A 25,065-nucleotide genomic window follows, 5' to 3' on the forward strand; every position below is an offset into this window, starting at 1 on the left:
AAAACCAGCCGATCCTGCGATCGACTGGTTCAGCTTGCTGTGTTGGGAGGAGAAATACCGAATACTGAAAGTTCTGTAAGTCGATGCACGACCGACTGAGCCACTTCAGGACTGGACTCCTTGTAACGAAATGTAACACTATGTCTAGAGAGAACGCAACTATTCTTTACAGAATCTGAGCGATGCCAAATAGAATTGCCGCGATCGCAACCAGTAACGACCAGACGGGATGTCCAGCCCGGATTAACGATCTCGTTTTAATCGTGTCTACATCAATCCAGGGAGTTGCGCTACGTCGGAGCCATCCAGTGACGATCGCGGGCTGCCCAAGCGGGAGCGAACAGAGTAGATTTCCGATCGCGCCTAGCTGAGAGCAGTAGTGCAGCTTAATTAATCCGGTCTCGGTTTGCAGGAGGAGGTCTTGAGCAAGTCGGTTGCTGGCTCCAGTGCGCCCGATAAGCGTTCCTTCGAGTCGAATTCTGGGACTATCGAGGGGGGTGAGCTGGGGTTGCGTCAGGAGCTGAACGAGATCGGTGTGTGCGTCCTGAGAGTCAGGAAAGAAGCGATTAAATCGAATGATCATCCCAATGCCAAATCCAATGCACCCAAAACTTGGAAACAAGCTGTAATCGCTGGCTAACCAATTGAGGCGGAAGTTACCAATGGCAAAGAGAGCGTGAGCAATTAGCCAGAGTAATGCTGAGATCGCAATGCCGCCTAAACCACCAAACAGGGGTGCGAATTGCAGTAAGGGTTGCTTACGGTTAGTGGGGGTGAGGGTTTCGAGATCGAGTTCAGGTTTGAGGTGCCATTGCTGACAGCAATTCATCAGTTTTTGCAGTCGGGTTCCCATGAGAGCATGAGGGCTATCCAACAGGGATAAACTACGATCGCAGTTAGCAAAATCCCACTGAAATAAAGTCGATAAAGAGACTCGATCGAAGAGCCCTTCAAATAAAATTGCGCTGCGATAACTCACAGGATTAAGCAGCTCAAAACCCTCTAATAGATAAGAAGTTCGCTTTTCGTGTTTGATGGTTTTAGTCGTCGCGATCGTTAATTTAATCAAGGTTCGTGCTAGTCCGTTTGGATTGCCTGTGAGACTGCAAGCCTGACGATCGCTATAGATAATACGCTCTCTTGAAAGCCATAATCCTGACCAGCGAAATACCCAGAAAAATCCATAGGCGATCGCAGAAATTAGCCCTGTTACATCAGCAGCAATTTGAATGAGTTTGGAAACAAAAGCCTGATTTAACTTCAAGGCTCGGAGCCGATCGCTGGAGATCGCGCTCAATTGATAAATGGAGTAAGGAATCTGCAACACGACAGCAACAAGTGACATCCAAGCAAAATCCCAATGAGCAATATGGCTCACTTCTCCGGCATAAATTGCTGCAATTTCTTCATCGGTTAACTGATCTAAAAGCCCTTGACTCACCACAATTCGAGCAAATTTAGGTAGACAACCGTAAGTAACCGCGATCGGAACCGAAGTCGGCAAAATTCCGAGCTTGGGAATGGGAATTTTCTCCTGCTGGGCAAATCTTTGAATCAGGCGATGCGCCTCTACGCTATGACGAGCGATCGCAGCCGTGGAGAGCGGCTTGAGCCCATACAGTCCTTTCAGTACTGCATCCAAAATCCACGGAGATGCAAAAAATAGGAGCATCAAGCTCAATCCGAATTGCAGGATCGGAATGGTTTGATCAGGAGCAGCAATACTCCAGCGCAAGAGCCGTGCTACTGCTGTATGGGGCAGCGAGAAAGTGAAACCTACTACTTGCCAGAGCAAGCACAGTGTCATAAAGAGCGCGATCGCGCTTCCAACTTCTGCACACCGCAACCGCATCGGATTGAGCGGAGGAAGGGGATGCCAGCGCTGAGCACGATCGGCGTTTTTCCAGGCGTGCGGCGTTATAGCTGAGATGGTTTCAGGTCGAGCTGGCTCTGATAGGGGTTCTGTTTGAATTGTGGCGGCATTTTGCTGAGATGGCGTTGCTCGTTTGCGTCGAACGGGTTGAACTGTGGCATCAAGCGGCACGAATCCCGGATCAATAGGCGCAAGCTTTGTCATCATTTGCGTCGCCCACGCCCGCACCTTTTCGTGGTGGCTCTGGTGAAGCTCTTGGCAAAGTGCGATCGCTGACTGAATTTCTCCACTTTGCGCGTATGCCTGCACTAATCCCATTTTGGCTTTGACAGCATCTGAGGAATTGAGATCGGGAGAGGTGAGACACCGGTTAAGTTGTACGATCGCGCTTTCGGTCTGCCCGCTTTGAAGCGCCATTAGCCCTGCTTCTAGCTGATTCTGACAAGAAGCAGACTCCGAAAAAGAAGACATAGGGTTCCCTGAACGACAGCGCTTCTAGAGTACCCAACGAAATCTTTAAAGAATGGTCGGTGTGAATTCCAATTCAAAAAACAAATGCGGCAAATCGCCCACTCGTTGTATCCGTCGTCATAGAGACGCGATTAATCGTGTCTCTATGACGACCCCAAATCCCGCAGCGACCCATAATATTGTCAAATCGAAACCGGTGCCGTTTTTTCCTGATATAGACTGACAATCCGTTGCAGCACTTCCGCCACCGTCAGATTGTCGGATTGAATTTCGATCGCATCCTCCGCCTTCCGCAACGGTGAGATGACACGAGTGCTGTCCTTACGATCGCGCTCAAAAATTGCGGCTTCTAACTCTGCCAAACTCACCTCTGGCTGTCCCAGAGTCTTCAGATCGTGCTGTCTGCGCCGCGCTCTTTCTTGAATCGAAGCAGTTAAATAGATTTTTACTTCTGCATCCGGAAAAACGTGCGTTCCGATGTCGCGGCCATCAACCACGATGCCCCCGCGCCGACCGTAATTCTGCTGCTGCTTCACTAACGCTTCCCGCACCGCCGCCTGTGCCGCGATCGTCGAAACATGCGCCGTTACTTCTGGAGTCCGAATCGCCTGCGTCACATCTTGACCGTTGACAAACACGATCGGGGTTGCCGTGTCAGTTTGAAAATCGATCTCGCACTGATGCGCCAATTCTGCAACTGCCGGTTCATCGTTCAAATCTACGCCTGATTGCAGCACAAACCAAGTCAGCGCCCGATACATCGCGCCCGTATCCAGATAAAACAAGCCCAGCTTAGCCGCTACTGCCCGTGCCACCGTCGATTTTCCCGCTCCCGCAGGACCATCGATCGCAATCATCGGGCGACGATCGCGCAGCACGCAGTTGTCAATCAGGCGGGTCGAACCCAAACGCGCAGCCAGCGCTAACAAACCCTCATCGGTCACAGAGTCTAAAGATTTCAGCGTCATCGGATCAACAAGTTCGATATATTCTGGTCGCAGTTCGGAAACTTTTTCGAGTTCCTGTTTCACTGCCTGAACTAAGGTAGCACTTACACGCTCTCCGGATCGAAACAGTTTTTCAGCTTGTGACAATCCTCGATAAAGTGCAGTTGCCTTTATTTTTTCTTCATCTGTTAAGTATTGATTTCGGGACGAAAGCGCTAAACCGCTGGATTCCCGCACGATCGCGCACGGCACAACCTCAACAGGCAAATTCAAATCTTTCACCATTTGCTGAATCACCGCGAGTTGCTGAGCATCTTTCTGCCCAAAATAAGCTCGATCGGGCTGCACCAAATTTAAGAGTTTCGTCACAATGGTTGCCACGCCTTCAAAATGCCCAGGACGAAACGCCCCACACAGCCCAGAAGTTAGCTCGATCGACGGCTGCACTCTCGTCGGAGTAGGCGGACTGACTCCCATTTCTGCGGCATCAGGCGTAAAGATCACATCAACCCCAACCGCTTCACACAGCGATCGATCGCGCTCCAAAGTGCGGGGGTAGCGGCTCAAATCTTCGTTTGCTCCAAACTGCAGCGGATTGACAAAAATGCTGACGACAACGATTTGATTTTCTTGTCGCGCTCGTTGAATCAGGCTCAAATGTCCAGCGTGGAGTGCGCCCATCGTGGGAACAAACCCGATCGTTGATCGTGCGATCGTCGATTCGGTGGAACCCGTCGCGATCGGTTGTTTTCCCTGAGCCAAGTTCAAGTAGCACCGCAATCCTGCGACGGTCGTAAACAGGCGCACAAGCCCTCCTAACTCTGTTTCATACAGATCTTTCTAAGTTTAGTGAATCTCCAGATTTTTTTGCGTATATCCAAGTGAATTCGGAGGCGAAAACGGAATACTTATCCAATCTTTCGCTCGGCTTCGTTTCTTTCGCCTTTCCCGCTGGTACGCCTTCGTTGGAGATTCAAGTTGAAGTGGGGTAATTTCGACTAGCGTATTGTGGCCCTGCATCCGATCTCTGAATTAAAGCTCTCTGACTTCAGGCGATCGCAATTCCTTCCGCAAAAACATCCGTCTCGGTTTTCCCAAGAACCAATCCCAACTCGGCTGAATCTCTTCTAGCTGATACCCCAACTTAAAATAAAGCCGCTTTGCCGCCTCATTCGTTTCCAGCACATGCAAATAAATATCGCGATAGCCCCACTCTTGGACATACGGCTCACACGCCAATAACAACTGCTGCGCCACTCCTTGCCGTCGCGCGTCTTCCCGTACCGCCAGATTCGACAAATACATGTACTGATTAGTACGCGGCTGCCAAGGATTCGTTCCACGTAATCCAATCTCGACCGTTCCAACCAATCGCTCTGCTCGATCGCTCGTATCGATCGCCACCAAGCAAACATAATTCGGTGCCGGAAATCGCGTTCGGCTCCTTAGATCCTCATGAATCCCGACTCGAATCACTGGAGCCAGCCACGGTAAAAACGACGGATACAGCGGAAAACTATCCACCAAAACTCCCGCAATCTCATACAAATCCGAAGGCTGTACCGCCCGAACGCAATAGCGAGTCGGACTGGAAAAATCTGTTTGTCGCGAAGAAACGCTCACAAGCACCGAGTAAACCCAACATTCACATCCTAAATCAGCTTGTCCGAAACCGTCGCAAAAAAGAACCCGCCTCGGTCTGAAGCGGGTTCTTCTCGTCATCGTGAAATTACTTGCCAATTCTCGGTGGTTCCCGAAAGGCGATCGCAAAGAACAGAACGCCGATCGCCAAAGCCAAAATCAAAATATATGCAACACTTTCCATGATGGTGTCCCAAGATAAAGAGCTGTGTCGGGTCTAAGCGAATCGCCTAGACCCGTGAAGCCAATTAAGCTTCTGTTCTCTGAAGAGTGGTTTTGTCACCCACTTTCGCAAAACGTCCCCATTCAACTTGTTCTTCCGACAGATCGGGGTCAACTCCAGCAAACACATCCCGGAAGATCGTCCGAGATCCGTGCCAAATGTGACCGAAGAAGAACAACAGCGCAAACACAGCATGACCAAACGTAAACCATCCACGCGGGCTGGTGCGGAATACACCATCCGAGTTCAGTGTTTCACGATCGAATTCAAACGGTTCGCCTAACTGAGCAGCACGCGCATAACGCTTAACCTGTGCCGGGTCGCTGATGGTCTGCCCATCCAGCTTACCGCCATAGAAGCTAACAGTTACGCCAGCTTGCTCAAAGCTGTACTTCGACTCAGCCTTACGGAACGGAATGTCCGCACGAATCACGCCATCGCTATCTTGGAGAATCACAGGGAAGTTCTCGAAGAAGTTCGGCAAGCGACGGACAAACAATTCACGACCTTCGCCATCCTTGAATACCGGGTGTCCGACCCAAGTCTGAGCGATTCCATCCCCTTTGTTCATCTGACCGGTACGGAACAAGCCACCTTTCGCGGGGCTGTTACCGACGTAATCGTAGAACGCCAGTTTTTCAGGAATTTGGTTGTAAGCTTCAGACAGACTTGCGCCATCTGCAACCGCATTTTGAACGCGACGATCGATTTCTTGGCGGAAGTAGCTGCTATCCCACTGATAGCGCGTTGGGCCAAAAAGCTCGATCGGAGTGGTTGCGTTGCCGTACCACATGGTTCCTGCAACCACAAATGCCGCAAAGAACACGGCTGCAATACTGCTCGACAACACCGTTTCGATGTTCCCCATTCTTAGAGCGCGATAGAGACGCTCAGGCGGACGAACGCTGAGGTGGAATAAGCCTGCAATAATGCCGACAATGCCCGCTGCAATATGGTGCGCCACAACTCCACCCGGATTAAACGGGTTAAATCCAGCCGGCCCCCATTCAGGCGCGACAGCCTGAACGTGACCCGTTACACCATAGGCATCAGACACCCACATTCCGGGACCAAATAAGCCCGTCAAGTGGAACGCACCGAAACCAAAACAAAGTAATCCCGACAAGAACAAATGAATTCCGAACATTTTCGGCAAGTCGAGCGCAGGTTCACCTGTGCGCGGATCGCGGAAAAGCTCCAAATCCCAATAAACCCAATGCCAGCAAGCTGCCAAGAACAGCAAGCCCGATAAAACGATGTGGGCAGCCGCAACGCCCTCAAACGACCAGAAGCCTGGATCGGTGACGGTTTCACCCGTAATGCTCCAACCGCCCCAGGAAGAGGTTACGCCGAGTCTTGCCATAAACGGCAGCACGAACATACCTTGTCTCCACATGGGGTTCAGAACTGGATCGCTCGGATCAAAAATGGCAAGCTCATAGAGCGCCATTGATCCTGCCCAACCTGCTACCAGTGCGGTGTGCATCAGGTGAGTCGCAATCAACCGTCCCGGATCATTCACCAGAACTGTGTGTACGCGGTACCAGGGTAGTCCCATTGACTACTCTCCTCCTCTAAATTACGTCTACTGCAACGCTTCTTTCAGCCTTTTGTTAAAGTGCCTAATATTGGTAACTTTACCAGACAAGGCATCCCGTAACCCCGCCGTTTCTGCGCTCCAGCCGTTCACAAGAACGTTGAATCGCGACCATGACAAGGGATTGATAAAAAATGAAAGTGTATAAAGAAGTGTAACCAGTGTTAGAAGCGATTGCAAGCGAATCGCGATCGTCTGAAATTCCTTCCAATTCTTGCTTTTCACTTATTAATATTTCTTAATTTTTGAATGAAATGAGGTACAACTAAAGAAAGCATTTTGAGTGCCAATCAATCTACAAATTCTCTTCAAGAGGAAGACTATGCAACCAGCAGACACCGATCTCCAACCCGTTGAAGAAGCTGTCGTTCAGGAGTCACCGAAACCCGCATTCCAGTCTGCCAGCATCAATTTTGTCAAAGAAGGTAAAGAAGTGGTCGCGGCTCAAGGCGCGAATCTGCGGATTAAAGCGATCGAAAATCAAGTCGATCTCTACACCTTTGGCGGCAAGTTAATGAACTGTGGCGGCAGCGGTCAATGTGGCACTTGCATTGTCGAAGTGATTGAAGGTATGGAAAATCTCTCGCCGCGCACCGCATTCGAGGAGCGCAAATTAAAGAAAAAACCCGCTTCTTATCGCCTGGCTTGTCAAGCCCTAGTCAACGGGGCAGTCAGCGTTAAGACCAAGCCTTAGTGGTATTCTAGAAAGTGTTGATGCCAAGTTTAAAAGGGGTCGTGCTTTATGCAAGTTAATGATTTGGGATTTATTGCGTCGATTCTGTTTGTGCTTGTGCCGAGCGTGTTTCTGCTGATTCTCTATATCCAAACCGCCAGCCGCCAGCCCAAAGACGAGCAATAAAACTTTACAGTTTCACTCAGAAAAAGCGCTGAAGATTAAGCATCTTTGGCGCTTTTTGCCTATCTTTCGGTTTCAGAGCAGGTGTCCTCTTCGACAATTTCGACAATCAGATTTCGCAGAAACTCTTGAAGCGGCATGCGATTGATATAGGGCCATCCCCCCGTCGCTTCAATATCTTTCAATAAACTATAGAGTGCCTGACGATTACTAGGCAGTGCCTCCTGAAACAAGCCTTCTCGGATTTCGCGATGGAGGATTTCAAGCACCCTCAGCAAAGCGAGAAGCGCGAGTCCGTCTCCGGCTGAACGCTCCGAGATCGAGCGAACCGTCCGCGCTAGCTCGTCAAGTTCTAACGACCTCGCAGTAATCTCATCAGCTTTACTCTTGGCGTAATCTCTCATCATCGCATCGTGATCCATACGGGTCGCTCCTCAGGCGCGTCTACTGATAACCTGATAACCGGAAAAAGGCATTAATACCGTACCGCTTTTTGGCGATCGAGACTGCTGCCCCCAGCACTGTAATTCCTTCCGTGCAATCTGCGATCGTCTTCGATTCTTAAAATGTTTACGAATATCTGTAAAATGCTATGAGAGGTTCGATTGAACCACACCAGAATTTATAGAAACTCGATGAGATCTGACAGCAGTGCCAAAACACCCTGACAGAATTTTTACATTACTTTGAGGTTGACCATGAGGTATCGCGCATTGATTGTGACACTGCTGGCATTCTGCCTGAGTGTTCTAACGGCTTGTAGTGACGCTACTGCTACCAGTACGGAAGGATTGACCTACGAGCAAATTCGCGGCACAGGCTTAGCCAATAGCTGCCCCCAAATTGAGGAAACATCCCGCGGCTCGATCGCGATCGAAAACGGCAAATCCTACAGCATCACCGGATTGTGCCTCCAGCCCACCACTTACTTTGTCAAAGAAGAGTTGGGCAACAAGCGCCGTGAAGCTGAGTTTGTTCCCGCGAAAGTGATGACCCGCTACACCTCGTCGATCGATGCGGTGTCAGGAACATTGACGGCAAACACAGATGGTAGCTTGACTTTTGTAGAAGAAGATGGTCTAGACTTTCAGGCGATTACTGTTCAGCTACCAGGTGGCGAACGGGTTCCCTTCTTGTTCACCATTAAAGGATTGGTGGCAACGACTGCGCCGGGTTCGTCCACGATCAACACTTCAACCGACTTTACTGGAAACTTCCGCGTTCCGTCTTACCGGACTTCTAACTTCCTCGACCCGAAAGGTCGCGGTTTGACCACCGGTTACGATAATGCAGTTGCGCTTCCAGCTTCAGCAGACTCAGAAGAGTTGAGAAAAGAGAACGTCAAACGCTTCCAGCTTGACAAGGGTGCAATTTCGCTACAAGTGGCAAAAATCGACAGCGCAACTGGCGAGATTGCCGGAACGTTCGAGAGTGAACAGCCATCTGAGACCGACATGGGATCCCGTGAAGCCAGCGAAGTGAAGATTCGCGGCTTGTTCTACGCACGAGTTGCGCCTGCTGCTTAGATTCCCGCTAGTCTAGGAATTGCCAATTTAACGCGCTCTTTTTCAGAGCCATTCACGTCTTGGGGCAAGCTGCCCCATTTTTTTGCGTATTTTAATTTTGTAAAATCCAATTCTCACGTTTGTTCAGAATCTATTCATAAAGTGATTCAAATCACCGTGGGCTAACGTTCCGTGGAAATGCAGTTGTACGCAATTCGATCAAAGAAATAAGTTTGATTTGTCACCAAGAGAAGAGCAAAAATCTAGCAGTTTCAACGACTTGCTTAAAGCTTTTGTTCTCATCTCTCCGATCGCATTCTGGGTGTGATTTCTACCATCACAGCTCTCAGCAGAAGCAGCAAAAAATCGGGTTTGACACCTTCTTAAGCGTAAGCTCATCACTGAAATTCGTCATGCCTAATCTTGTCTCTACCGATTTAAGAAACGAAACGTTACAACTGCTCCGTGAGTATCAGAAGTCGGCATCGGCTTCTATCCGCAATCAACTAGTTGAACTGAATATTGGGCTGGTGAGGAAAGAAGCGCACCATTGGGTGAATCAGTGTACGGAAAGCTACGACGATCTGCTTCAGGTTGGATCGATTGGATTAATTCGGGCGATCGAGCGATTTGATATGTCGAAAGGACACGCTTTTAGCTCGTTTGCAATTCCCTACATCCGGGGCGAGATTCAACATTATTTGCGCGACAAAAGCCCCTCGGTGCGAATTCCGCGCCGTTGGCAAGCGCTGCAACGCCAAGCGGTCTGGATCATTCGAGAATTTCAGGCACAACATCGCAGACCCCCGACTGATACTGAAATCGCGGCGGCGTTGGATATTGCGATCGAAGAGTGGCAGGAAATTCGATTAGCGGGTCAAAATCGCGCCCTGCTTAGCCTAGATACCCCCATCGGTGACGAAGAGGGGACTGCATCCCTAGGAGATCTGGTTCCCGATACCCGTTATCGCAGTTTTCAACTCGTTCAGGAAGACCGCCTTCGGCTTCAGCAAGCCTTGGTGCAGTTAGAACAGCGAACCCGTGAAGTTTTGGAGTTCGTTTTTCTCTACGATTTAACTCAGAAAGAAACCGCAGAACGCCTGGGAATTAGCGCCGTCACCGTCTCTCGCCAAGTGAAAAAAGGGCTACAAAAGTTACAAGCCATCATGGTTTGTACTGAGGCTTAAGCAAGAAAGCTACGAAAATTCACGCAATTTTTTTTAGCGAGTCGGCTCTTGAGCGAAATCGGGGCACACTGTCATCACACGAATCGTTCTCCATTGCGGGTCATTTAAGTTTGGGCTGTGAACCGTGATCGAGGCTAATTCTAAGTCGAATTTTGGGAGTGATCATGAGCAAGCGGTTCACAAAGCAAGTTACGGGGAATCTTCCAAGCAGAATGCTGATTCTTTGTGTGGGTGCGTTTACGCTTTGGCTGAGCGGCTGCACGACGGGCGAGGAAACTGCGACGGTTAATCCTTCGCCCGCAGCTAACCCATCCACGCCTGCTCAGGCGTTTGCCAAGCCAACCGTCCCTGCTAAAGACGCAGCAAAATTGGAAGGTGCACAATCAGGAAACAAAATTGCGGGTCTACTGCAATCGACTGATCCATTAGAGCGAGCGAAACAAGTTCAGCGCGGCATCAGTAGCGGGAAAGATCCGTTTTCGAGTGTCCCGCCCCTTGTTTCGTTCAAGGTTCCGGTGGCACCGCCATCTACAGCACAGCCAACGGGATCTACTCCCACTCCACAGCCGCCAGTGAAATCCGAGCCAAGGAATCGACCAACTGTGACTTTACCGAAACCAGAGCCGCAATCGCCGATTCGTCCGCTTCCGCCGCTGCCTGATTCGAGCTTAGCAAAGGGAGTGCAAATTACGGGTGTCGTGGTCGTTGGTGGTGTACCGCAGGTGATCGTGCAGGCTCCGAATGAAGCAACCAGTCGCTATGTTCAAGTGGGACAGCGCATTGCAAATGGGCAGGTCTTGATCAAGCGGGTCGAAATGAATAGCGGATCTGAACCCATTGTGATTCTGGAGCAAAATGGTGTCGAGGTGGCGCGCTCTGTTGGGGGTTCTGGGACTCAACCCACTGCGGCCTTGCTGACTGTTCGATTGTTTGGTTAATTATTTAGCAGTGACTCGCTACAATTTGCAACAGCTTGCAGTCAACTTCGGGAGACAAGCGCTAGAGTTGAAGCACTGATTCTCTAGCGCGGGCTTCCGAAGTTGTTGGGTTATGACTGCACATGTTTCTGAATTGGATCAATTTTTGAGTTCGTTGCTCCCAACTCCCCAAGCGTCTCAAGATACGGAGTTGCTTCAGCAGATTGGATTTATTCCTGGACTGCGAGAAACGCTGATGGTGCGGCAGGTTCATGCGCTTGAACACGCAACGGTCTGGATTTTAAGTGGTTTGCCCGATCGGCGAATTGCGCCACCTGACTGGACAGATAATAGTGGGCTAGGCGGATTATCGACTGAGGAAGGATTTTATTTATATGGTCAGGCGGATACGGTTGAGGTTAAACGATCGGTGAATCAAGCCCTAGAGCGTATTACCCATGGGGAATGGAACTTGGCGGTTCACCCGCGTTGTGGGACAAATCTTTCAGTGGGAATGCTGCTCACCGCCTCGATCGCGCTCGGAATTCACTTGCTCTTACCGCGCAACCCGATCGAGCAGCTATTGGGCTTAGGAGTCGCAGCAACAACCGCTTCGCAGATTGCACCGGAATTAGGGCGGTTTGTGCAGCAGTATGTTACCACTGCAATTCCGTTTAACCTGAGAGTGCGCGAAGTCTCTGTCGTTCAAGATGGTTGGGGTCGCCCCGCTCATTTTGTTCGGACAGAGTGGATCGATTAACTTCCAGCAATCATTCCAGCTAATAAGAGAAAACCAATCCAAACATTTTGCTTGAAGCTAAACGCATAGAATGAATGGGGAATTGAGAGTTGGATCAGTTTGTGCGATTGCCATGCCCACGCGATCGTGCTGAGTCCTAATGCGCTCCAATACCAGGGATTCAACTGCATCACGGCTCCCAGTTTTGCCAAAATGACCACTGTTCCCGTGTAGAAAGCGGCGATCGCATAAGGAGCATACCGTCCAAAAAATAAAGCGCTGGACTTGACTCCGATGCGGCGATCGTCCTCGCGGTCGGACATGGCGTACACCGTATCAAATCCCAACGTCCAAAGCACCGTTGCGCCCCAGAGTAACCACATCGATTGGGTGAGGCAAGCCGTGTTTGAAGTCGCGCTACAACTCACCGCACTCCAGCTAATCAAAACGGCAAAGCCCCACGCGATCGATAACACCAGTTGCGGCACAGGAAACACTCGCTTAGCAGCAGGGTAAAGGAGAATCACGGGAACGGCAGCGACACAAAGCCAGAATGTGAGCGGGTTGAGAAATAGCGCTAATCCTGCGGCACACAGCAGCGAAATCAAGCCGACGACGATCCCGACTTTTACGGAGAGCGCTCGTGAAGCCAAGGGACGATCGCGGGTGCGTTCAACGTGTGGATCAATATTGCGATCCCAGAGATCATTTGCCACACAACCTGCCGCACTGGTTGCCAAAGTGCCTAAAATAATGATGACTACTAATAACCAGGGTGGCGTTCCTCGTCCTGCGAGAAACACCGCCCACAGTGCCGGAATCATTAAGATCAAACGCCCTTCGGGTTTGTGCCAGCGCAGGAGTCGTGCAATGGTGAGCCAGGTTGGTTCTGAAGAGGGTTTTGGCTGAGTCCACATAAAGTTCGATCGCAAGTCTATAAAAAGACCTTAGCGTGGTTTTTGCCTAAAAAATCGGTTGACTGACTTAGGAGTTGCGATAAAACCTTAATCTGAGAAATGGTTTGACTTGTCTGATCGCGGTTTGAATATTCGGTGCTCTCGCTCGTAGAAACATTAGGTCGCAGTACGCTTTAATGCTCATGGTTAATTCCATCTCGAACCCTCCTCAAGAGAATCCGGTGACACTGCCTACAGTTCCATCGGATCGCGATCGCGTTCTGGCAGCAATTGATGTCGGAACGAATTCAATTCACATGGTAATTGCCCGGATTCAGTCAGACATTCCGACCTTTACGATCGTAGGTCGGGAAAAGGCGACGGTGCGTCTGGGCGATTTTTGTAAGAAAACGGGCGAACTGTCAGCCGAAGCGATGGATCGGGCGTTTGTTGCGCTGAAGCGCTGTCAGGAAGTTGCGAAGAGCTTGAACGCTGAGCAGGTGATTGCAGTGGCGACCAGTGCGGTACGAGAAGCGCCAAATGGACAAGAATTTTTACAGCGCATCGAGAACGAGCTAGGGCTGTGGATTAATTTAATCTCCGGAGCCGAGGAAGCGCGGCGAATCTATCTCGGTGTGCTGTCAGCGATGAGTTTCAACAATCAGCCGCACGTGATTGTGGACATCGGCGGCGGTTCGACTGAGTTAATTTTGGGCGATGGCCATGAGCCAAGAACGCTTAGTAGTACCAAGGTTGGCGCGGTTCGGCTTACGGCTGAGCAGGTTAAAACTGACCCGATCAGTGTGACTGAGTTTGCTGGGCTGCAAGCTTATATTCGCGGAATGCTGGAACGATCGATTGAAGATCTACAAGCGCATCTCAATCCTGGAGAACGTCCGCGCCTTGTGGGGACATCGGGAACGATCGAGACACTGGTGGCGTTAAATGCTCGCGAGAAGTTTGGCGCGGTTCCAGTGCCGCTCAATGGTTGTGAATTATCGCTGAAAGATTTGAAAGATTGGATCAACCGCTTGCGAAAAATGACCTTGGCAGAGCGCTTGGCAATTCCAGGATTATCAGAGCGACGCTCTGAAATTATCCTGCCTGGAGCGATGATTTTGCAGGAAGTAATGACTCAGTTGAAAGCAGAATCGATCGTCATTTGTGAGCGATCGCTACGAGAAGGAGTCATCGTCGATTGGATGGTCGCGCATGGGCTGATTGAAGATCGTTTGCGCTATCAGGGATCTGTCCGCGAGCGCAGTATCTTCAAAGCAACTCAGAAATATCAAGTCAACCTAGAGCATAGTCAGCGAGTCGCAGAATTTGCGCTGAGTCTGTTTGATCAAACGCAGGAGAAACTGCATTTTTGGGGGGATGAGGAGCGAATGCTGCTTTGGGCGGCGGCGATCTTACATAACTGTGGGCATCACATCTCGCATTCTTCGCATCACAAGCATTCTTATTATCTAATTCGCCATGCGGAGTTGCTAGGATTTACAGAGATGGAGATCGAAACGATCGCGAATCTCGCTCGCTACCACCGCAAAAATAGCCCGAAAAAACGTCACGAAACTTATCGCAATCTCACCAGTAAGCGACATCGGCGCGTTGTCGAGCAGTTATATCCACTGTTACGATTGGCGGTGGCGCTCGATCGTCGTCAAATTGGAGCAATTCAATCCATTCAATGCCAGTTCAATTTAGACCAAAGAGAAATGCGATTGTTAGTTAAACCATCGAATTTCGATGATCCTTGTGAGTTGGAACTTTGGAGCTTAGCAGGCAAGAAGGGAAGCTTTGAGACGGAATATGGTGTGAAGCTTACGCCTGTGTTGCAGGTGAGTGCATAAATTATATAGAGGCGATCGAGTTTACTCACGATCGCCTCTATCTCTCAAAACAAGAATGTTTAAAACACTAACTTTCGGCTATAAAACGCTTCCGCAAACTTACTGGAGGAATTGGCTTCAATACCTCGCAACCGTAAGATTGCTTGGAACGTATCTTCAGTAAACCACTGTCGCTGTTTTTGAGTTTCAAACACCTCCATCAGCGTTTGAATTTTACGCTGGCAAACTGCTTCGCTCAAGGGAACATAGAAATTTGGATTACCAATGTCGCCATCGTATTTCGGAATTTCGTACTCCAGGACTAGGTGATTCCGATAGCTATTCCAGGTTAAATCCGAAATGACCCGATGATCCTGGTGAGCATCATGCTTGTAGTGCGTCAGAATTAGATCCGGTGAAAATGCTTGGCTGAGTTCGTTGAAGTAGTCTTTGATTTCGGTTCCCACATAGGGAAAGAAGCTGTTGCGGAAGTTTTTCACCACAATGTTCTCAACTTTCGCACCTGCTAGAAATCGATCGGCACTCGCAAATGCTTCTTTCGATCGAATCTCACTAGAGCTAAACACAACCCAGTAGAACACAGCATTTGGATACTCTTCGATCAGCTTCAGAATAGTTCCTCCACAGCCGATCTCAATATCATCACAATGAGCGCCAAGACAAAGAATACGGTATTCAGCATCTTTGCCGCGATCGAACATCAGTTTCAGCATTTTCATCTTCCCAGATTAATGACTACATCACTTTACGAGTCTTCCAAACTTCCCAAGGTGGATTGCCCTGAGTGTATAAGTCATCAAGATTCTGCTTGTCGCGGAAGGTGTCCATGCAAGTCCAGAAGCCATCGTACTTGTAGGCGACCAATTGTTCTTTTTCAATCAGGCGTTGGAAGGGTTCAATCACCAATTCTTCACCGGGTTGCATATATCTGAAAATCTCAGTTTTAAGCGCAAAGAAGCCACCATTGATTCGTAAATCTGCGTTGTTCACATGCTCAATGCTTTTTACCAATCCATCTTCTTCTGTTGAAACCACATGGAAGGTCTGAGTCGGCTTTACTGATAGAAAGCTTGCAACTTTGTCATGGCGCATGAAATGGTTAACAAAGTCATCGAGCGGCAGGTTACTTAAACCGTCGCTGTAGTTCGCCAGAAACATTTCTTCGCCTTCTAGGTACTTCTCAACTGCTTTGAGACGCTGTCCGATGTTGGAATTGAGTCCGGTGTCAACGAAGGTGATTCTCCAATCGTGAATGTCGCTGCCGATCATCTGAACTTGCTTACCCCCCGCCGACAGAACAAAGTCATTCGAGAGGCATTCGTTATAGTTCAGGAAATACTCTTTGATGTAGTCTGCTTTGTAGCCAAGACAGAGGATGAAATCTTTGTGACCATAGTGAGCGTAATACTTCATCAAGTGCCACAGAATCGGACGATACCCAATGTTGACCATGGGTTTCGGAATCTTTTCCGAGTAGTCTCTCAGTCGAGTGCCTAGACCGCCACAAAACAAAACAACTTTCATGCAGATTTCCCTCTCTATTTTTGCTTTTACAAATCAATCCCGTCAGATAGCCACTTCTTTCAACAGCTCGGTTTCAATCAATGCCTCTGCAACCTGCCTAATGGTGTCAAACTCATAGCCCGATCGCTCTGCAATGTCTAACAATGAATGCTGTCCATCAGATAGATTCAATGTCCATAACAGGGCAAGCTCATTCAGTCCTGTTCCAGAAGCGCCGCCGATCGATCGATACAATCCTCGTCGCCCTAGCTGTGGTTCACACTTCGGATTCTGGTTGAGATAGACCTTGTTATGCTCCAACACACTCAACACACTCAAACATTTCAAAAAAGAATCAGTGAGAGATTCAGGTCGAATGAAGTCGAGGTTGTCAGCCGAGGTGTGATATTCAGGGAACTTACTATTTGGCGATCGCATCAAGCATCCAACAGGTAAGTTAAACCCGGGTGAGCAAAACTGCCGCTCATCATAGCCGTAGGGGAAGAAGTCAATCATGTTGTAGTCTTGCTCAGAATGCTTCAAAACATGACTGACAATGCGATCGATTTCTGCATCTCCCCGCCGACTTTTCTTGTAGGTTGACTTACCCGGATCGCCCAAACAGCTTAAAACTAAACCATGTTTGATCCGCTGCACCTGGTCTTCGTTTTGACTGAGCCAGGTGATTGATCCGATCGTCGCTGGAATGAAGATGAAGCGGTAGGAATAGCGATGCCTAATCTCACTTAGGGACTTTGCAAGATGGACGGCGATTGCAATTCCCGATAGATTGTCATTTGCCAAGGACGGATGGCAAACATGACAGGAAATCAGAACTTCATCTTCAATTTCCCCAGGTAGATAATACTCACCATAAGTCAAATTTCCCGCTTCTAGGGTCGAATCAATGAAAACTTCATACTGATCCTCTGGTAGTTCAAGTAACTGCTTGTGAGTGAGGCAGAACCCCCAGGTATCTTTGTAGTAAGACGTGCGATAGGGAATCCAATCCGGGCGATCGGGCAGGCTGAACAGATGCGGCTTTAGTTCTTCCAATGACATTGTTTGATGCACTGGAATGCTGTAGTTAACCACATGTAGATTGCACTGTTGGAAATCGATGACGCGATCGCCGCGTGAGTTTTTCACATAAGCATCGCGAATATTCCATTCCCGTGGAACTGTCCAATCAAAGACCTGTGTCCCGGTTGGGATTTCAAATCGCTTTAGGGGGATAAAGCGTTCGATTTGACGCAGGGTTTCCCGAAAGCCGTCGCCTGTGATGCTGCGACAAATGGGGTACAATTCAGCAGCAAAGCGATGGAGATCTTCACCGATCGCCTGAGAGTCGAGAACTGTTTTGAGATCAGTAATGTTCATTGCTTAAAGCCCAATGCCTTCGTAGCGCTGAATCGAGTGCTTGTCTAACATCCGACGACCATCCACAAAGACAGGCTGCGGGTCGAATTCAGCAATCAGTTCAGGAACAGCGCGGAATTCATCCCAGCGTGTGACTAGCACGATCGCGTCAACGCCTTCAAGCACCGACGGTAAGCTATCACAGAGTTCTACATCCTCTGGTTTGAGTAGTTTTGCAGCTTCGGGAATTGCAACCGGGTCGTAGGCTTTGAGTGCTGCATTTTGCGCTTTGAGTGCCTTGATCAATGGGATTGCTGGCGTTTCGCGCATGTCATTCGTATTGGGTCTGAAGGAGAGTCCCAAGATTGCAATTTTCACGCCATCAAGTGACGGGAAATGTTTGTTGAGTCTCGCGATCACTTGCTGAGGTTGCGCCTGATTGATCTGAATAACAGCGTCTAACAAGGGCATTGGACTTTGATATTTCTCGCCATGAGCAATCAAAGCCTTAACATCTTTGGGTAGGCAGCTTCCACCAAATCCGCAACCTGCGGCGAGAAAGCTGGTAATCGGTGGAACAATTCGCTCTCCGTTCGGGAGTACCGTGGTCAAGTAGCGACTGTTATGTACACCCTTCATCACCTCTACAATATCAGTGTTGCCGATCGCAGAACAGAGATTGCCAACCTCGTTTGAGAATGAAATTAGCAGTGCCAACAATGAGTTGGAGGTGTACTTGATCATCTCAGCGGTTGAATTGTTCGTGCGTAAGCGATCGACTCCTTCAAATCCGGTGTAGAGAGCATCTAATTGATCGATGCTGCGCTCATCAATCCCACCCAGAACAATGCGATCGGGATACATAAAGTCATCGATCGCTTCTCCTTCGGTGAGAAATTCTGGATTCATCCCCACTCCAAAATCCACACCTGCTTTCTTACCCGAAGCCGCTTCGAGAATTGGTAGCACCACTTGATCAGTCGTTCCTGGAACAACCGTGCTTTTAACCACAACTAAATGATAGGAAGACTTCTCTTTCAGCGCTTCACCAATCTGCTGTGCGACTTGCTTTACGTAAGTGAGATCAACTTCTTTGCCGTCGAAAGGAGTTCCAACTGCGATCAAAGAAAGCTCCGTTTCAAGAATCGCTTGCCGAAAATCAGTGGTTGCTTTGAGGCGAGTGTTAATGTTGCGCTCTAACAGTTCGTTCAGTCCAGGCTCATAGAAAGGAGAAATGCCCTGATTAATCAAATCAACCTTGGATTGATCCACATCAACACAGTACACTTGATGCCCTTTCTCAGCAAAGCAAACGCCCGAAACCAAGCCAACATAACCCGTTCCAATGATCGAAACTTGCATTATGCGTCCTCCGCTTCTTGGTTGTCTTGATACCAGATCAGCGATCGTCGAAGTCCTTCATCGATCGAAATGGTCGGATTGTAACCCAGATGAGTTCGAGCTTTTTCAACCACCGGACAGCGACGATTCGGATTGTCTACCAAATAGTCTTTGTCTTCACTAATCTTACGAACGACTTTACCTTCGTACCCAAACAATTCTTTGGAGATTGCAACCACTTTTTCTGCAAGTTCTGCAACAGAAATCTCAGGCGTTTCGATTCCGATGTTATACGCTTCACCCGCATGACCTTTGACTAAGACCTTGTAGTAGCCTGTGATCGAGTCTGCAGAATAGCAGAATGTGCGCTTTGGTGAACCATCAGACAGCATTGTAATGTCCCGACCGCTGAAGATGTCACGCGCAAAGTCGGGGAGCAAGCGACGATCGGTAATCTTTAATCCAGGGCCGTAGTTGTTAAATGGGCGGGCTGATTTAATCGGTAGATTATATTGCTGAGCGAAGTTCACACACAGCGTTTCACCGTAGCGCTTCGCCTCGTCATAGCAGGCGCGAGGCCCAGTACAGGACACATTGCCGCGATAGTCTTCGGGTGTGGGAATGTTCTCTGGTGTGGGATCGCCGTAGATCTCGCTACTAGAGAAGAACAAAAAGCCACCGACTTCTTTGCCTTGATCTCGTTGATTTTTAAAGTATTCCAGCAGGTTGCGGAGTCCATTCACATTGGCATCCATTGTGCCGATCGGGTCTCTACGGTAGAACGTAGGAGATGCGATCGAAGCCGCATGAATAATGTATTGAAAATCACCCATATCCGAGGGTAATGGCTGCGTCATATCGTGCTTGAGCAGCGTTAGAGTTGGATCATCTTTGAGATCCGTTAGCCAAGCAGGTACGCCTCGCGAATAGTTGTCATAAACGGTCAAAGGAATCTGTTGGTCTGGCTCGTGCTTTTGATTCCAGTGCAGAACCGATTGCACAAAGTAATAGCCTAGAAAACCCGCACCGCCTGTGATCAGCAAGTTTTTGCCTGCCATCGTGCCAAACTCTTCAGTAAGGTTGCCACAGATATAGTCTAGGTCTTCAGCAATGATGTCTTTTGCTCGAAGTTGAGTTTTGGGCTGGATCTTAGTTTGATTACTCATTAATCGCTCTTGATTAAGGCTCGCGCCTACACTACTTATTCCACTCATACATCAGTCTCCGCAACATTAGCAGCAAGTTACATCATCGAGAACACAAGACTGGCAGCGCCATGACTAGGCGTAGATTTTAACTTCAGGGATAGGAACCACGAACTGACCGCCCCATTCACGAATGTAGGAGACTTGCTCCATAATCTCGTCTTTGACGTTCCAAGGCAGAATCAACAGATAGTCTGGCTTGGTTTCTCGAATCTTCTCTGGAGAGTAGATAGGAATGTGAGTTCCAGGAGTGAACTTGTTCTGCTTGTAAGGATTGCGATCGACTGTGTAATCGAGAAAATCGGTGCGAATGCCACAGTAGTTGAGCAAGGTGTTGCCTTTTCCGGGCGCACCGTAGCCTGCGATCGTTTTCCCTTTTTGCTTTGCCGTAATCAGGAACTCTAGCAGCCTCCGCTTGGTTTCTTTGACTTGCTCTGTGAAGTGAGCATAGGTCTCAAGCTTGTCAAATCCTGCTGCTTTCTCCCGCTCTAGCAGTTCGATGACGCGATCGCCCACAGGCTTCGAGGTGTCCTCTGTATGACGAGCGTAAATCCGGAGAGATCCACCGTGAATCGGAATCTCCTGCACATCGAACAATGTCAGACCGTGATGGGCAAAAATGCGCTGCACTGCCATGAACGATAGATACGAGAAATGTTCGTGATAGATTGTATCAAACTGGTTCTCTTCCATCAGGCGCATCAGATGGGGAAACTCCATCGTGATCACACCGTCGGGCTTCAGCATGAGCTTCATCCCGCCCACAAAATCATTGATGTCGGGAACGTGCGCTAAAACATTGTTACCCAACAGCAAATCTGCTTTACCATCGGCTGCAAGCTCGGTTGCAGTTTGTACTCCAAAGAACTTGTTAACAACCGGAATTCCCTTGTCTTTTGCAACTTGGGAGACATTCACCGCAGGCTCAACTCCCAACACTGGGATGCCCTTTTTCACAAAGTATTGCAGGAGATAACCATCGTTGCTGGCGATTTCAACCACTTTACTTTGGGAATTTAAGCCAAACCGCTCTACCATTAAATCGCTGTAATTGCTGGCGTTTTTTAACAGCGCATCAACATAGGATGAGAAATAAGCGTACTCAGTAAAGATGTCTTGGGGGCTGACAAACTCTTGTAGTTGAACCAGAAAGCAATTGTCACAAACATAAGTATGCAGTGGATAGAAGGGTTCCATCTCGTTTAATTGCTCTGGAGTGATATGGGTTTGACAGAGCGGTGACATTCCCAAATCGACGAACGTGTGATGCAGCGCAGAGCCACAAAACCGACAATTTGAACTACTCATAAAATCATGCACCTCACAGCATTAGGGCGCTACAACAACAGCACGGCAAGCTTTAAATCAGGTTTCTAGTTAGAGAACAGCTACGATCGGAGACTGACATCACTCCTAGCTCATATCAAGTCTCTTCTGAAAGTTAGCTGAGACAAGTCTCTACCATCTCTGCATAATTTTCCAGTGTTTCCACCTAATCTTTATCGAAACCTCAGCATCTTTACTTAAACAAAATAGAGATGCAAAAATTGCTGTTTGGCGGTTGAAAATTTTACGGAAATATTGATCGGATCTCTATACTTATAGAAATTGAATATTACTGATTAACCACCTTTCATCAACATATTATTTCTTGGTCTTAGCAATTCATAATCATAATGTGAGCTATATATCTGCTGCGGCATTTGCTGCGATCGCTGCCAACACCGCATCATGAATTTCTCCTTGACTCGCCACGATGCCACGATTCTCAATCAACTGAGCATTGGTTGAAAAATTCAACGGTTTACCGTGCATATTACTGACGCGCCCCCCTGCTTCTTCTACAATGATTGCGCCTGCTGCATGATCCCAAATGTTTTCGCGATAGTCTGGATTTTGTGACCAAGGCAATCGTAAATAAAGTGCGGCATGACCCGAAGCGATCGCACCATATTTGGCTTGACTGTCCATTTGCAAAGAAGATGCAGTTAGCCCGACAGCTTGAGCAATCGATCGCTGCCGTTCTGGATCGCCGTGACTCGTTTCTACACTTTCGGCTAAACGAAATTGGAAAGAGGTTTGATCGTTCAAAACCTTGAGCGCTTGTGACTGTCTAGTCTGGAGTGAAAGTCTTTGTGCTCCTTGCCCCCGGATTGCTGTAAAGATGCAGCCTTCTTCAAAAGCAGGACAAGCGATCGCGCCCAGTTTCACTTCTCCAGATTCAATTAGCGCGATCGCAATCGCATACTGAGCTCCTCTGAGAAACCCTTTCGTGCCATCGATCGGGTCAAGCGTCCAAAATCGTTCTCCGACTTTTCCTTGACCTAAGTCAATCCAGGCTGCAACCTGCTCAGGCATTGCATCTGGAATTAACGCTTGCACAGCTTCAGTCACCTTTGTTAACTGTGAGGCTGATTGGTAGAGAAGCGCAGCGCTCTCTTCTGCAACGATCGGGTCTTGTGGAAAGGCTTGATGAAGTTGGTGGCAAATAATTGCTTGAGCCGCAAAATCCGCGATCGTTACCGGAGAGCGATCCGGCTTATCTAGACTTACAAAATTCACTGATCGGCGGACTGACTCACAAAGAACAGCAGCTTGTTTTGCAGCAGCGATCGCAACTTTAGATTCGTGTTCATATTTCATTTGCCGTCATGCTCCGTATTCCTGACCGTAAAATCCGTAGTTCGCGGATACCATAGACTACCTTTTTTGTTGCAGGATAAGGTTTTGTTGCACAATGAGGGACTGGATAAAACTGATGCCCAGGCCGAGGAAGTTCACATGAGCCAAGATTCTCCTATTTCTACGATCGAGCCGCTAGACGGAATTGGCGGTACGATTCGAGAACATAAATGGAGTTGGAAAGGCAAGCCGCTGACGCTGGTGTACGAAGTGCTGGGGGAAGGTAAGCCGATCTTATTACTTCCGGCGCTGAGTTCAGTGTCTAGTCGATCGGAAATGCGGGGTTTAGCAAAGCAGTTGGCAGACGAATATCAGGTGTATGCGATCGATTGGATCGGATTTGGCGATTCGTCGCGTCCTGCAATGCAATACACCCCTGCTTTGTATGAAACCTGTTTGCGGAGTTTTGTGCAGACGATGTTTTCCGAGCCTGTGGTTGTGATCGCAGCGGGACATGCAGCGGGATATGTGATGGAGTTAGCCCAGCGGCAGCCGCCTTGGGAATGGGTTGTGTTGGTCTGTCCGACTTGGCGCGGCCCTTTACCGACTGCGATGGGAGAGCACCGTTGGGCGTATCGCCTGCTGCAACGGCTGATCGGATTGCCGCTGATTGGGCAATTTCTTTATTCTTTAAATACGACTCGCGGCCTTTTAAGCTGGATGTATGGGCGGCACGTTTTCGCAAAGAAGGAAAATATCACCCCTGACTTGATCGATCGCAAGTGGAAGACGACCCAGCAAAAAGGAGCGCGGTTTGCCTCTGCTGCATTCGTGACGGGGGGACTGGATCGAGTACGATCGCGCCAAGATTGGTTGAATTGGTTTCAGCCGCTTCCGGTGCCCGCGATGATGGTGGTCGGTGAAGAGATGCCCCCAAAATCCCGGCAAGAGGTTGAGATATTGGCGCATTTCTCTGGGGTGCAAGTGTATCGAATGCCCGGATCGCTTGGGCTGCATGAAGAATATCCGGAGCAGTTAGCAGCAGGAATTCTGTCGTTTCTTGAGAAATATCGATCGCGAAAACGCAGATTCTAAGCAAAAACCAGGAGCCGGATTGCCCCTGGCTCGGCGTGATTTTTAGAGTTTAGGCTTGATAAACACGATCGACTGTCTCCAGACGATTGTCGGCTGATCATAGTGATCGATGATGCAGATACAATGGGGGTCTTGCCAACGTACCTTTCCGGTAAGCAAATCTCCAGTCGAAAGTTTCATTTCGATCTCTTTTTCTTCGCGGATAATCGTCTGAATCTGACGAGTGCTTGGCAATCCGGTATCTAGTTCAATACTCATTGGGGGAAGTCCTCGATCGAAACCGTTCTAACCTACTAGAGTGCCTTAATTCACCAAATCCTACACATTCTTGTAACCGATCATCATGACGATTGAATTTACGAAATATCACGGGCTGGGCAACGATTTTATTTTGATCGACAATCGCACGTCCGATCAGCCGAAACTGACTCCTGAAGATGCGGTAAGGTGGTGCGATCGACATTTTGGCATCGGAGCAGACGGCGTGATTTTCGCGCTTCCGGGTCAAGATGGCACCGATTACACAATGCGAATCTTTAATTCCGATGGTTCAGAGCCAGAGATGTGTGGAAATGGCATCCGCTGTTTGGGGCGGTTCCTGGCAGATTTGGAAGTTGCAGAAACCGGAAAATCTCAACCCAAATACCGCATTCACACTTTAGCAGGGGTAATGACCCCGAAGTTTGAAGCCGATGGTCAAGTTACGGTGGATATGGGAGAACCGCGTTTATTGGCAGGAGAAATTCCGACGACGATCGCGGCTCCAGATCAAAAAGTAATTAATCAGCCGCTCGAAGTGGCAGGGCAAGTTTGGAATGTCACTTGTGTCAGTATGGGAAACCCCCACTGCATTACATTCGTGGACGATGTTGCCGCGCTCGAGCTTGAAAAAATTGGCACCCTGTTTGAAAACCATCCTGTTTTCCCGCAGCGTACCAATACCGAGTTTATTGAAGTGGTGCGATCGGACTACCTTAAAATGCGAGTCTGGGAGCGCGGAGCCGGAATTACCTTAGCTTGCGGAACCGGAGCTTGTGCCTCGCTGGTTGCGGCTGTACTGAATCAAAAATGCGATCGTCGCGTCACGATTGAGTTGCCCGGTGGTTGTTTGCAAATTGAGTGGGCAGTCGATAACAGGCTGTATATGACGGGCAGCGCTGAGAAGGTCTTTACTGGAATCCGGCAGTAGGGAGCGGAGAGTGGGGAGAAGGCTGAACGAATTTTCTCCCCGCTCT

Annotated in this window: 24 protein-coding genes; 9 read left to right on the forward strand and 15 right to left on the reverse strand. The window is 48.9% G+C overall.

What is annotated here, in order from left to right; translation table 11 throughout:
* Positions 1-166: 166 nt before the first annotated feature.
* The 5 genes from NC981_RS20090 to psbB all read right to left on the reverse strand — a co-directional run bounded on the left by NC981_RS20090 (position 167) and on the right by psbB (position 6,713).
* Positions 167-2,344, reverse strand: coding sequence for a M48 family metalloprotease (locus NC981_RS20090; protein ID WP_348244562.1), 2,178 nt, complete (start codon positions 2,342-2,344; stop codon positions 167-169).
* Positions 2,345-2,526: 182 nt separating this feature from the next.
* Entirely contained in the window at positions 2,527-4,098 is a 1,572-nt protein-coding gene (locus tag NC981_RS20095) for a bifunctional pantoate--beta-alanine ligase/(d)CMP kinase (RefSeq protein ID WP_348244563.1), read from the reverse strand.
* A gap of 225 nt (positions 4,099-4,323) precedes the next feature.
* Entirely contained in the window at positions 4,324-4,914 is a 591-nt protein-coding gene (locus NC981_RS20100) for a GNAT family N-acetyltransferase (RefSeq protein WP_348244564.1), read from the reverse strand.
* Positions 4,915-5,020: 106 nt separating this feature from the next.
* Entirely contained in the window at positions 5,021-5,116 is a 96-nt protein-coding gene (locus NC981_RS20105; RefSeq protein ID WP_006635641.1) for a photosystem II reaction center protein T, read from the reverse strand.
* A 64-nt stretch (positions 5,117-5,180) separates the two neighbouring features.
* Entirely contained in the window at positions 5,181-6,713 is a 1,533-nt protein-coding gene (gene psbB / locus NC981_RS20110) for a photosystem II chlorophyll-binding protein CP47 (protein ID WP_348244565.1), read from the reverse strand.
* A gap of 445 nt (positions 6,714-7,158) precedes the next feature.
* Here psbB and NC981_RS20115 point away from each other — a divergent pair, with 445 nt between their 5' ends.
* Together NC981_RS20115 and psbM are read left to right on the forward strand one after the other, a co-directional pair.
* Positions 7,159-7,446, forward strand: coding sequence for a 2Fe-2S iron-sulfur cluster-binding protein (locus NC981_RS20115; protein ID WP_348244657.1), 288 nt, complete (start codon positions 7,159-7,161; stop codon positions 7,444-7,446).
* A 48-nt stretch (positions 7,447-7,494) separates the two neighbouring features.
* On the forward strand, positions 7,495-7,611 hold the full coding sequence (gene psbM, locus NC981_RS20120; RefSeq protein WP_190375257.1) for a photosystem II reaction center protein PsbM: 117 nt from the start codon (positions 7,495-7,497) through the stop codon (positions 7,609-7,611).
* 59 nt (positions 7,612-7,670) lie between these two features.
* On the opposite strand, the gene NC981_RS20125 is transcribed toward psbM, so the two are convergent.
* Entirely contained in the window at positions 7,671-8,030 is a 360-nt protein-coding gene (locus tag NC981_RS20125) for a hypothetical protein (RefSeq protein ID WP_348244566.1), read from the reverse strand.
* 276 nt (positions 8,031-8,306) lie between these two features.
* On the opposite strand from NC981_RS20125, the gene NC981_RS20130 reads away from it, so the two are divergent.
* The 4 genes from NC981_RS20130 to NC981_RS20145 all read left to right on the forward strand — a co-directional run bounded on the left by NC981_RS20130 (position 8,307) and on the right by NC981_RS20145 (position 11,977).
* Positions 8,307-9,134 carry a photosystem II manganese-stabilizing polypeptide gene (locus NC981_RS20130; RefSeq protein ID WP_348244567.1) on the forward strand — a complete coding sequence of 276 codons (828 nt, stop codon included), beginning with the start codon at positions 8,307-8,309 and terminating at the stop codon, positions 9,132-9,134.
* A 392-nt stretch (positions 9,135-9,526) separates the two neighbouring features.
* On the forward strand, positions 9,527-10,300 hold the full coding sequence (locus tag NC981_RS20135; protein ID WP_348244568.1) for an RNA polymerase sigma factor SigF: 774 nt from the start codon (positions 9,527-9,529) through the stop codon (positions 10,298-10,300).
* A 164-nt stretch (positions 10,301-10,464) separates the two neighbouring features.
* Complete coding sequence (locus NC981_RS20140) at positions 10,465-11,238, forward strand: hypothetical protein (protein WP_348244569.1); 774 nt, start codon at positions 10,465-10,467, stop codon at positions 11,236-11,238.
* A gap of 112 nt (positions 11,239-11,350) precedes the next feature.
* Positions 11,351-11,977 carry a DUF6391 domain-containing protein gene (locus tag NC981_RS20145; RefSeq protein WP_348244570.1) on the forward strand — a complete coding sequence of 209 codons (627 nt, stop codon included), beginning with the start codon at positions 11,351-11,353 and terminating at the stop codon, positions 11,975-11,977.
* On the opposite strand, the gene NC981_RS20150 is transcribed toward NC981_RS20145, so the two are convergent.
* Positions 11,974-12,873 (reverse strand): 4-hydroxybenzoate solanesyltransferase, encoded by a 900-nt coding sequence (locus NC981_RS20150; protein ID WP_348244571.1) that lies wholly within the window; start codon positions 12,871-12,873, stop codon positions 11,974-11,976. The genes NC981_RS20145 and NC981_RS20150 overlap by 4 nt on opposite strands.
* Before the next feature lie 182 nt (positions 12,874-13,055).
* Between NC981_RS20150 and NC981_RS20155 the strand changes: the two genes are divergently transcribed.
* Positions 13,056-14,705: a Ppx/GppA phosphatase family protein gene (locus NC981_RS20155; protein ID WP_348244572.1), complete on the forward strand. Its 1,650-nt coding sequence runs from the start codon at positions 13,056-13,058 to the stop codon at positions 14,703-14,705.
* Between the two features lie 59 nt (positions 14,706-14,764).
* On the opposite strand, the gene NC981_RS20160 is transcribed toward NC981_RS20155, so the two are convergent.
* The 7 genes from NC981_RS20160 to NC981_RS20190 form a co-directional block, all read right to left on the reverse strand.
* Positions 14,765-15,418, reverse strand: a complete 654-nt coding sequence (locus NC981_RS20160) for a PIG-L deacetylase family protein (RefSeq protein WP_348244573.1) — start codon at positions 15,416-15,418, stop codon at positions 14,765-14,767.
* Between the two features lie 22 nt (positions 15,419-15,440).
* On the reverse strand, positions 15,441-16,229 hold the full coding sequence (locus tag NC981_RS20165) for a glucose-1-phosphate cytidylyltransferase (RefSeq protein WP_348244574.1): 789 nt from the start codon (positions 16,227-16,229) through the stop codon (positions 15,441-15,443).
* Positions 16,230-16,271: 42 nt separating this feature from the next.
* On the reverse strand, positions 16,272-17,588 hold the full coding sequence (locus NC981_RS20170; protein ID WP_348244575.1) for a DUF4910 domain-containing protein: 1,317 nt from the start codon (positions 17,586-17,588) through the stop codon (positions 16,272-16,274).
* Between the two features lie 3 nt (positions 17,589-17,591).
* Entirely contained in the window at positions 17,592-18,929 is a 1,338-nt protein-coding gene (locus NC981_RS20175; protein WP_348244576.1) for a UDP-glucose/GDP-mannose dehydrogenase family protein, read from the reverse strand.
* Positions 18,929-20,074, reverse strand: coding sequence for an NAD-dependent epimerase/dehydratase family protein (locus tag NC981_RS20180; RefSeq protein ID WP_348244577.1), 1,146 nt, complete (start codon positions 20,072-20,074; stop codon positions 18,929-18,931). Before NC981_RS20180 ends, NC981_RS20175 begins: the two co-directional genes overlap by 1 nt.
* 114 nt (positions 20,075-20,188) lie before the next feature.
* A complete protein-coding gene (locus NC981_RS20185; RefSeq protein WP_348244578.1) occupies positions 20,189-21,421 on the reverse strand; it encodes a class I SAM-dependent methyltransferase in 1,233 nt (410 codons plus the stop codon).
* Between the two features lie 375 nt (positions 21,422-21,796).
* Positions 21,797-22,756, reverse strand: a complete 960-nt coding sequence (locus NC981_RS20190) for an inositol monophosphatase family protein (RefSeq protein WP_348244579.1) — start codon at positions 22,754-22,756, stop codon at positions 21,797-21,799.
* A gap of 138 nt (positions 22,757-22,894) precedes the next feature.
* On the opposite strand from NC981_RS20190, the gene NC981_RS20195 reads away from it, so the two are divergent.
* Entirely contained in the window at positions 22,895-23,830 is a 936-nt protein-coding gene (locus NC981_RS20195; protein WP_348244580.1) for an alpha/beta hydrolase, read from the forward strand.
* A gap of 42 nt (positions 23,831-23,872) precedes the next feature.
* Here NC981_RS20195 and NC981_RS20200 read toward each other — a convergent pair whose 3' ends face one another.
* Complete coding sequence (locus tag NC981_RS20200; RefSeq protein WP_190375242.1) at positions 23,873-24,088, reverse strand: RNA-binding protein hfq; 216 nt, start codon at positions 24,086-24,088, stop codon at positions 23,873-23,875.
* Positions 24,089-24,173: 85 nt separating this feature from the next.
* On the opposite strand from NC981_RS20200, the gene dapF reads away from it, so the two are divergent.
* Complete coding sequence (dapF, locus tag NC981_RS20205) at positions 24,174-25,019, forward strand: diaminopimelate epimerase (RefSeq protein WP_348244581.1); 846 nt, start codon at positions 24,174-24,176, stop codon at positions 25,017-25,019.
* The last annotated feature ends 46 nt before the right edge of the window (positions 25,020-25,065 follow it).

Source organism: Leptolyngbya sp. DQ-M1, from assembly GCF_039962505.1.
Lineage (GTDB): Bacteria > Cyanobacteriota > Cyanobacteriia > Leptolyngbyales > Leptolyngbyaceae > Leptolyngbya.

Coding starts and splice junctions, on each gene's coding strand:
- psbM (WP_190375257.1), top strand. CDS start 7,495: ATGCAAGTTAATGATTTGGGATTTATTGCGTCGATTCTGTTTGTGCTT.
- NC981_RS20130 (WP_348244567.1), top strand. CDS start 8,307: ATGAGGTATCGCGCATTGATTGTGACACTGCTGGCATTCTGCCTGAGT.
- psbB (WP_348244565.1), bottom strand. CDS start 6,713: ATGGGACTACCCTGGTACCGCGTACACACAGTTCTGGTGAATGATCCG.
- NC981_RS20125 (WP_348244566.1), bottom strand. CDS start 8,030: ATGGATCACGATGCGATGATGAGAGATTACGCCAAGAGTAAAGCTGAT.
- dapF (WP_348244581.1), top strand. CDS start 24,174: ATGACGATTGAATTTACGAAATATCACGGGCTGGGCAACGATTTTATT.
- NC981_RS20140 (WP_348244569.1), top strand. CDS start 10,465: ATGAGCAAGCGGTTCACAAAGCAAGTTACGGGGAATCTTCCAAGCAGA.
- NC981_RS20155 (WP_348244572.1), top strand. CDS start 13,056: ATGGTTAATTCCATCTCGAACCCTCCTCAAGAGAATCCGGTGACACTG.
- NC981_RS20190 (WP_348244579.1), bottom strand. CDS start 22,756: ATGAAATATGAACACGAATCTAAAGTTGCGATCGCTGCTGCAAAACAA.
- NC981_RS20145 (WP_348244570.1), top strand. CDS start 11,351: ATGACTGCACATGTTTCTGAATTGGATCAATTTTTGAGTTCGTTGCTC.
- NC981_RS20170 (WP_348244575.1), bottom strand. CDS start 17,588: ATGAACATTACTGATCTCAAAACAGTTCTCGACTCTCAGGCGATCGGT.
- NC981_RS20135 (WP_348244568.1), top strand. CDS start 9,527: ATGCCTAATCTTGTCTCTACCGATTTAAGAAACGAAACGTTACAACTG.
- NC981_RS20090 (WP_348244562.1), bottom strand. CDS start 2,344: ATGTCTTCTTTTTCGGAGTCTGCTTCTTGTCAGAATCAGCTAGAAGCA.
- NC981_RS20180 (WP_348244577.1), bottom strand. CDS start 20,074: ATGAGTAATCAAACTAAGATCCAGCCCAAAACTCAACTTCGAGCAAAA.
- NC981_RS20175 (WP_348244576.1), bottom strand. CDS start 18,929: ATGCAAGTTTCGATCATTGGAACGGGTTATGTTGGCTTGGTTTCGGGC.
- NC981_RS20105 (WP_006635641.1), bottom strand. CDS start 5,116: ATGGAAAGTGTTGCATATATTTTGATTTTGGCTTTGGCGATCGGCGTT.
- NC981_RS20200 (WP_190375242.1), bottom strand. CDS start 24,088: ATGAGTATTGAACTAGATACCGGATTGCCAAGCACTCGTCAGATTCAG.
- NC981_RS20160 (WP_348244573.1), bottom strand. CDS start 15,418: ATGCTGAAACTGATGTTCGATCGCGGCAAAGATGCTGAATACCGTATT.
- NC981_RS20165 (WP_348244574.1), bottom strand. CDS start 16,229: ATGAAAGTTGTTTTGTTTTGTGGCGGTCTAGGCACTCGACTGAGAGAC.
- NC981_RS20195 (WP_348244580.1), top strand. CDS start 22,895: ATGAGCCAAGATTCTCCTATTTCTACGATCGAGCCGCTAGACGGAATT.
- NC981_RS20185 (WP_348244578.1), bottom strand. CDS start 21,421: ATGAGTAGTTCAAATTGTCGGTTTTGTGGCTCTGCGCTGCATCACACG.
- NC981_RS20150 (WP_348244571.1), bottom strand. CDS start 12,873: ATGTGGACTCAGCCAAAACCCTCTTCAGAACCAACCTGGCTCACCATT.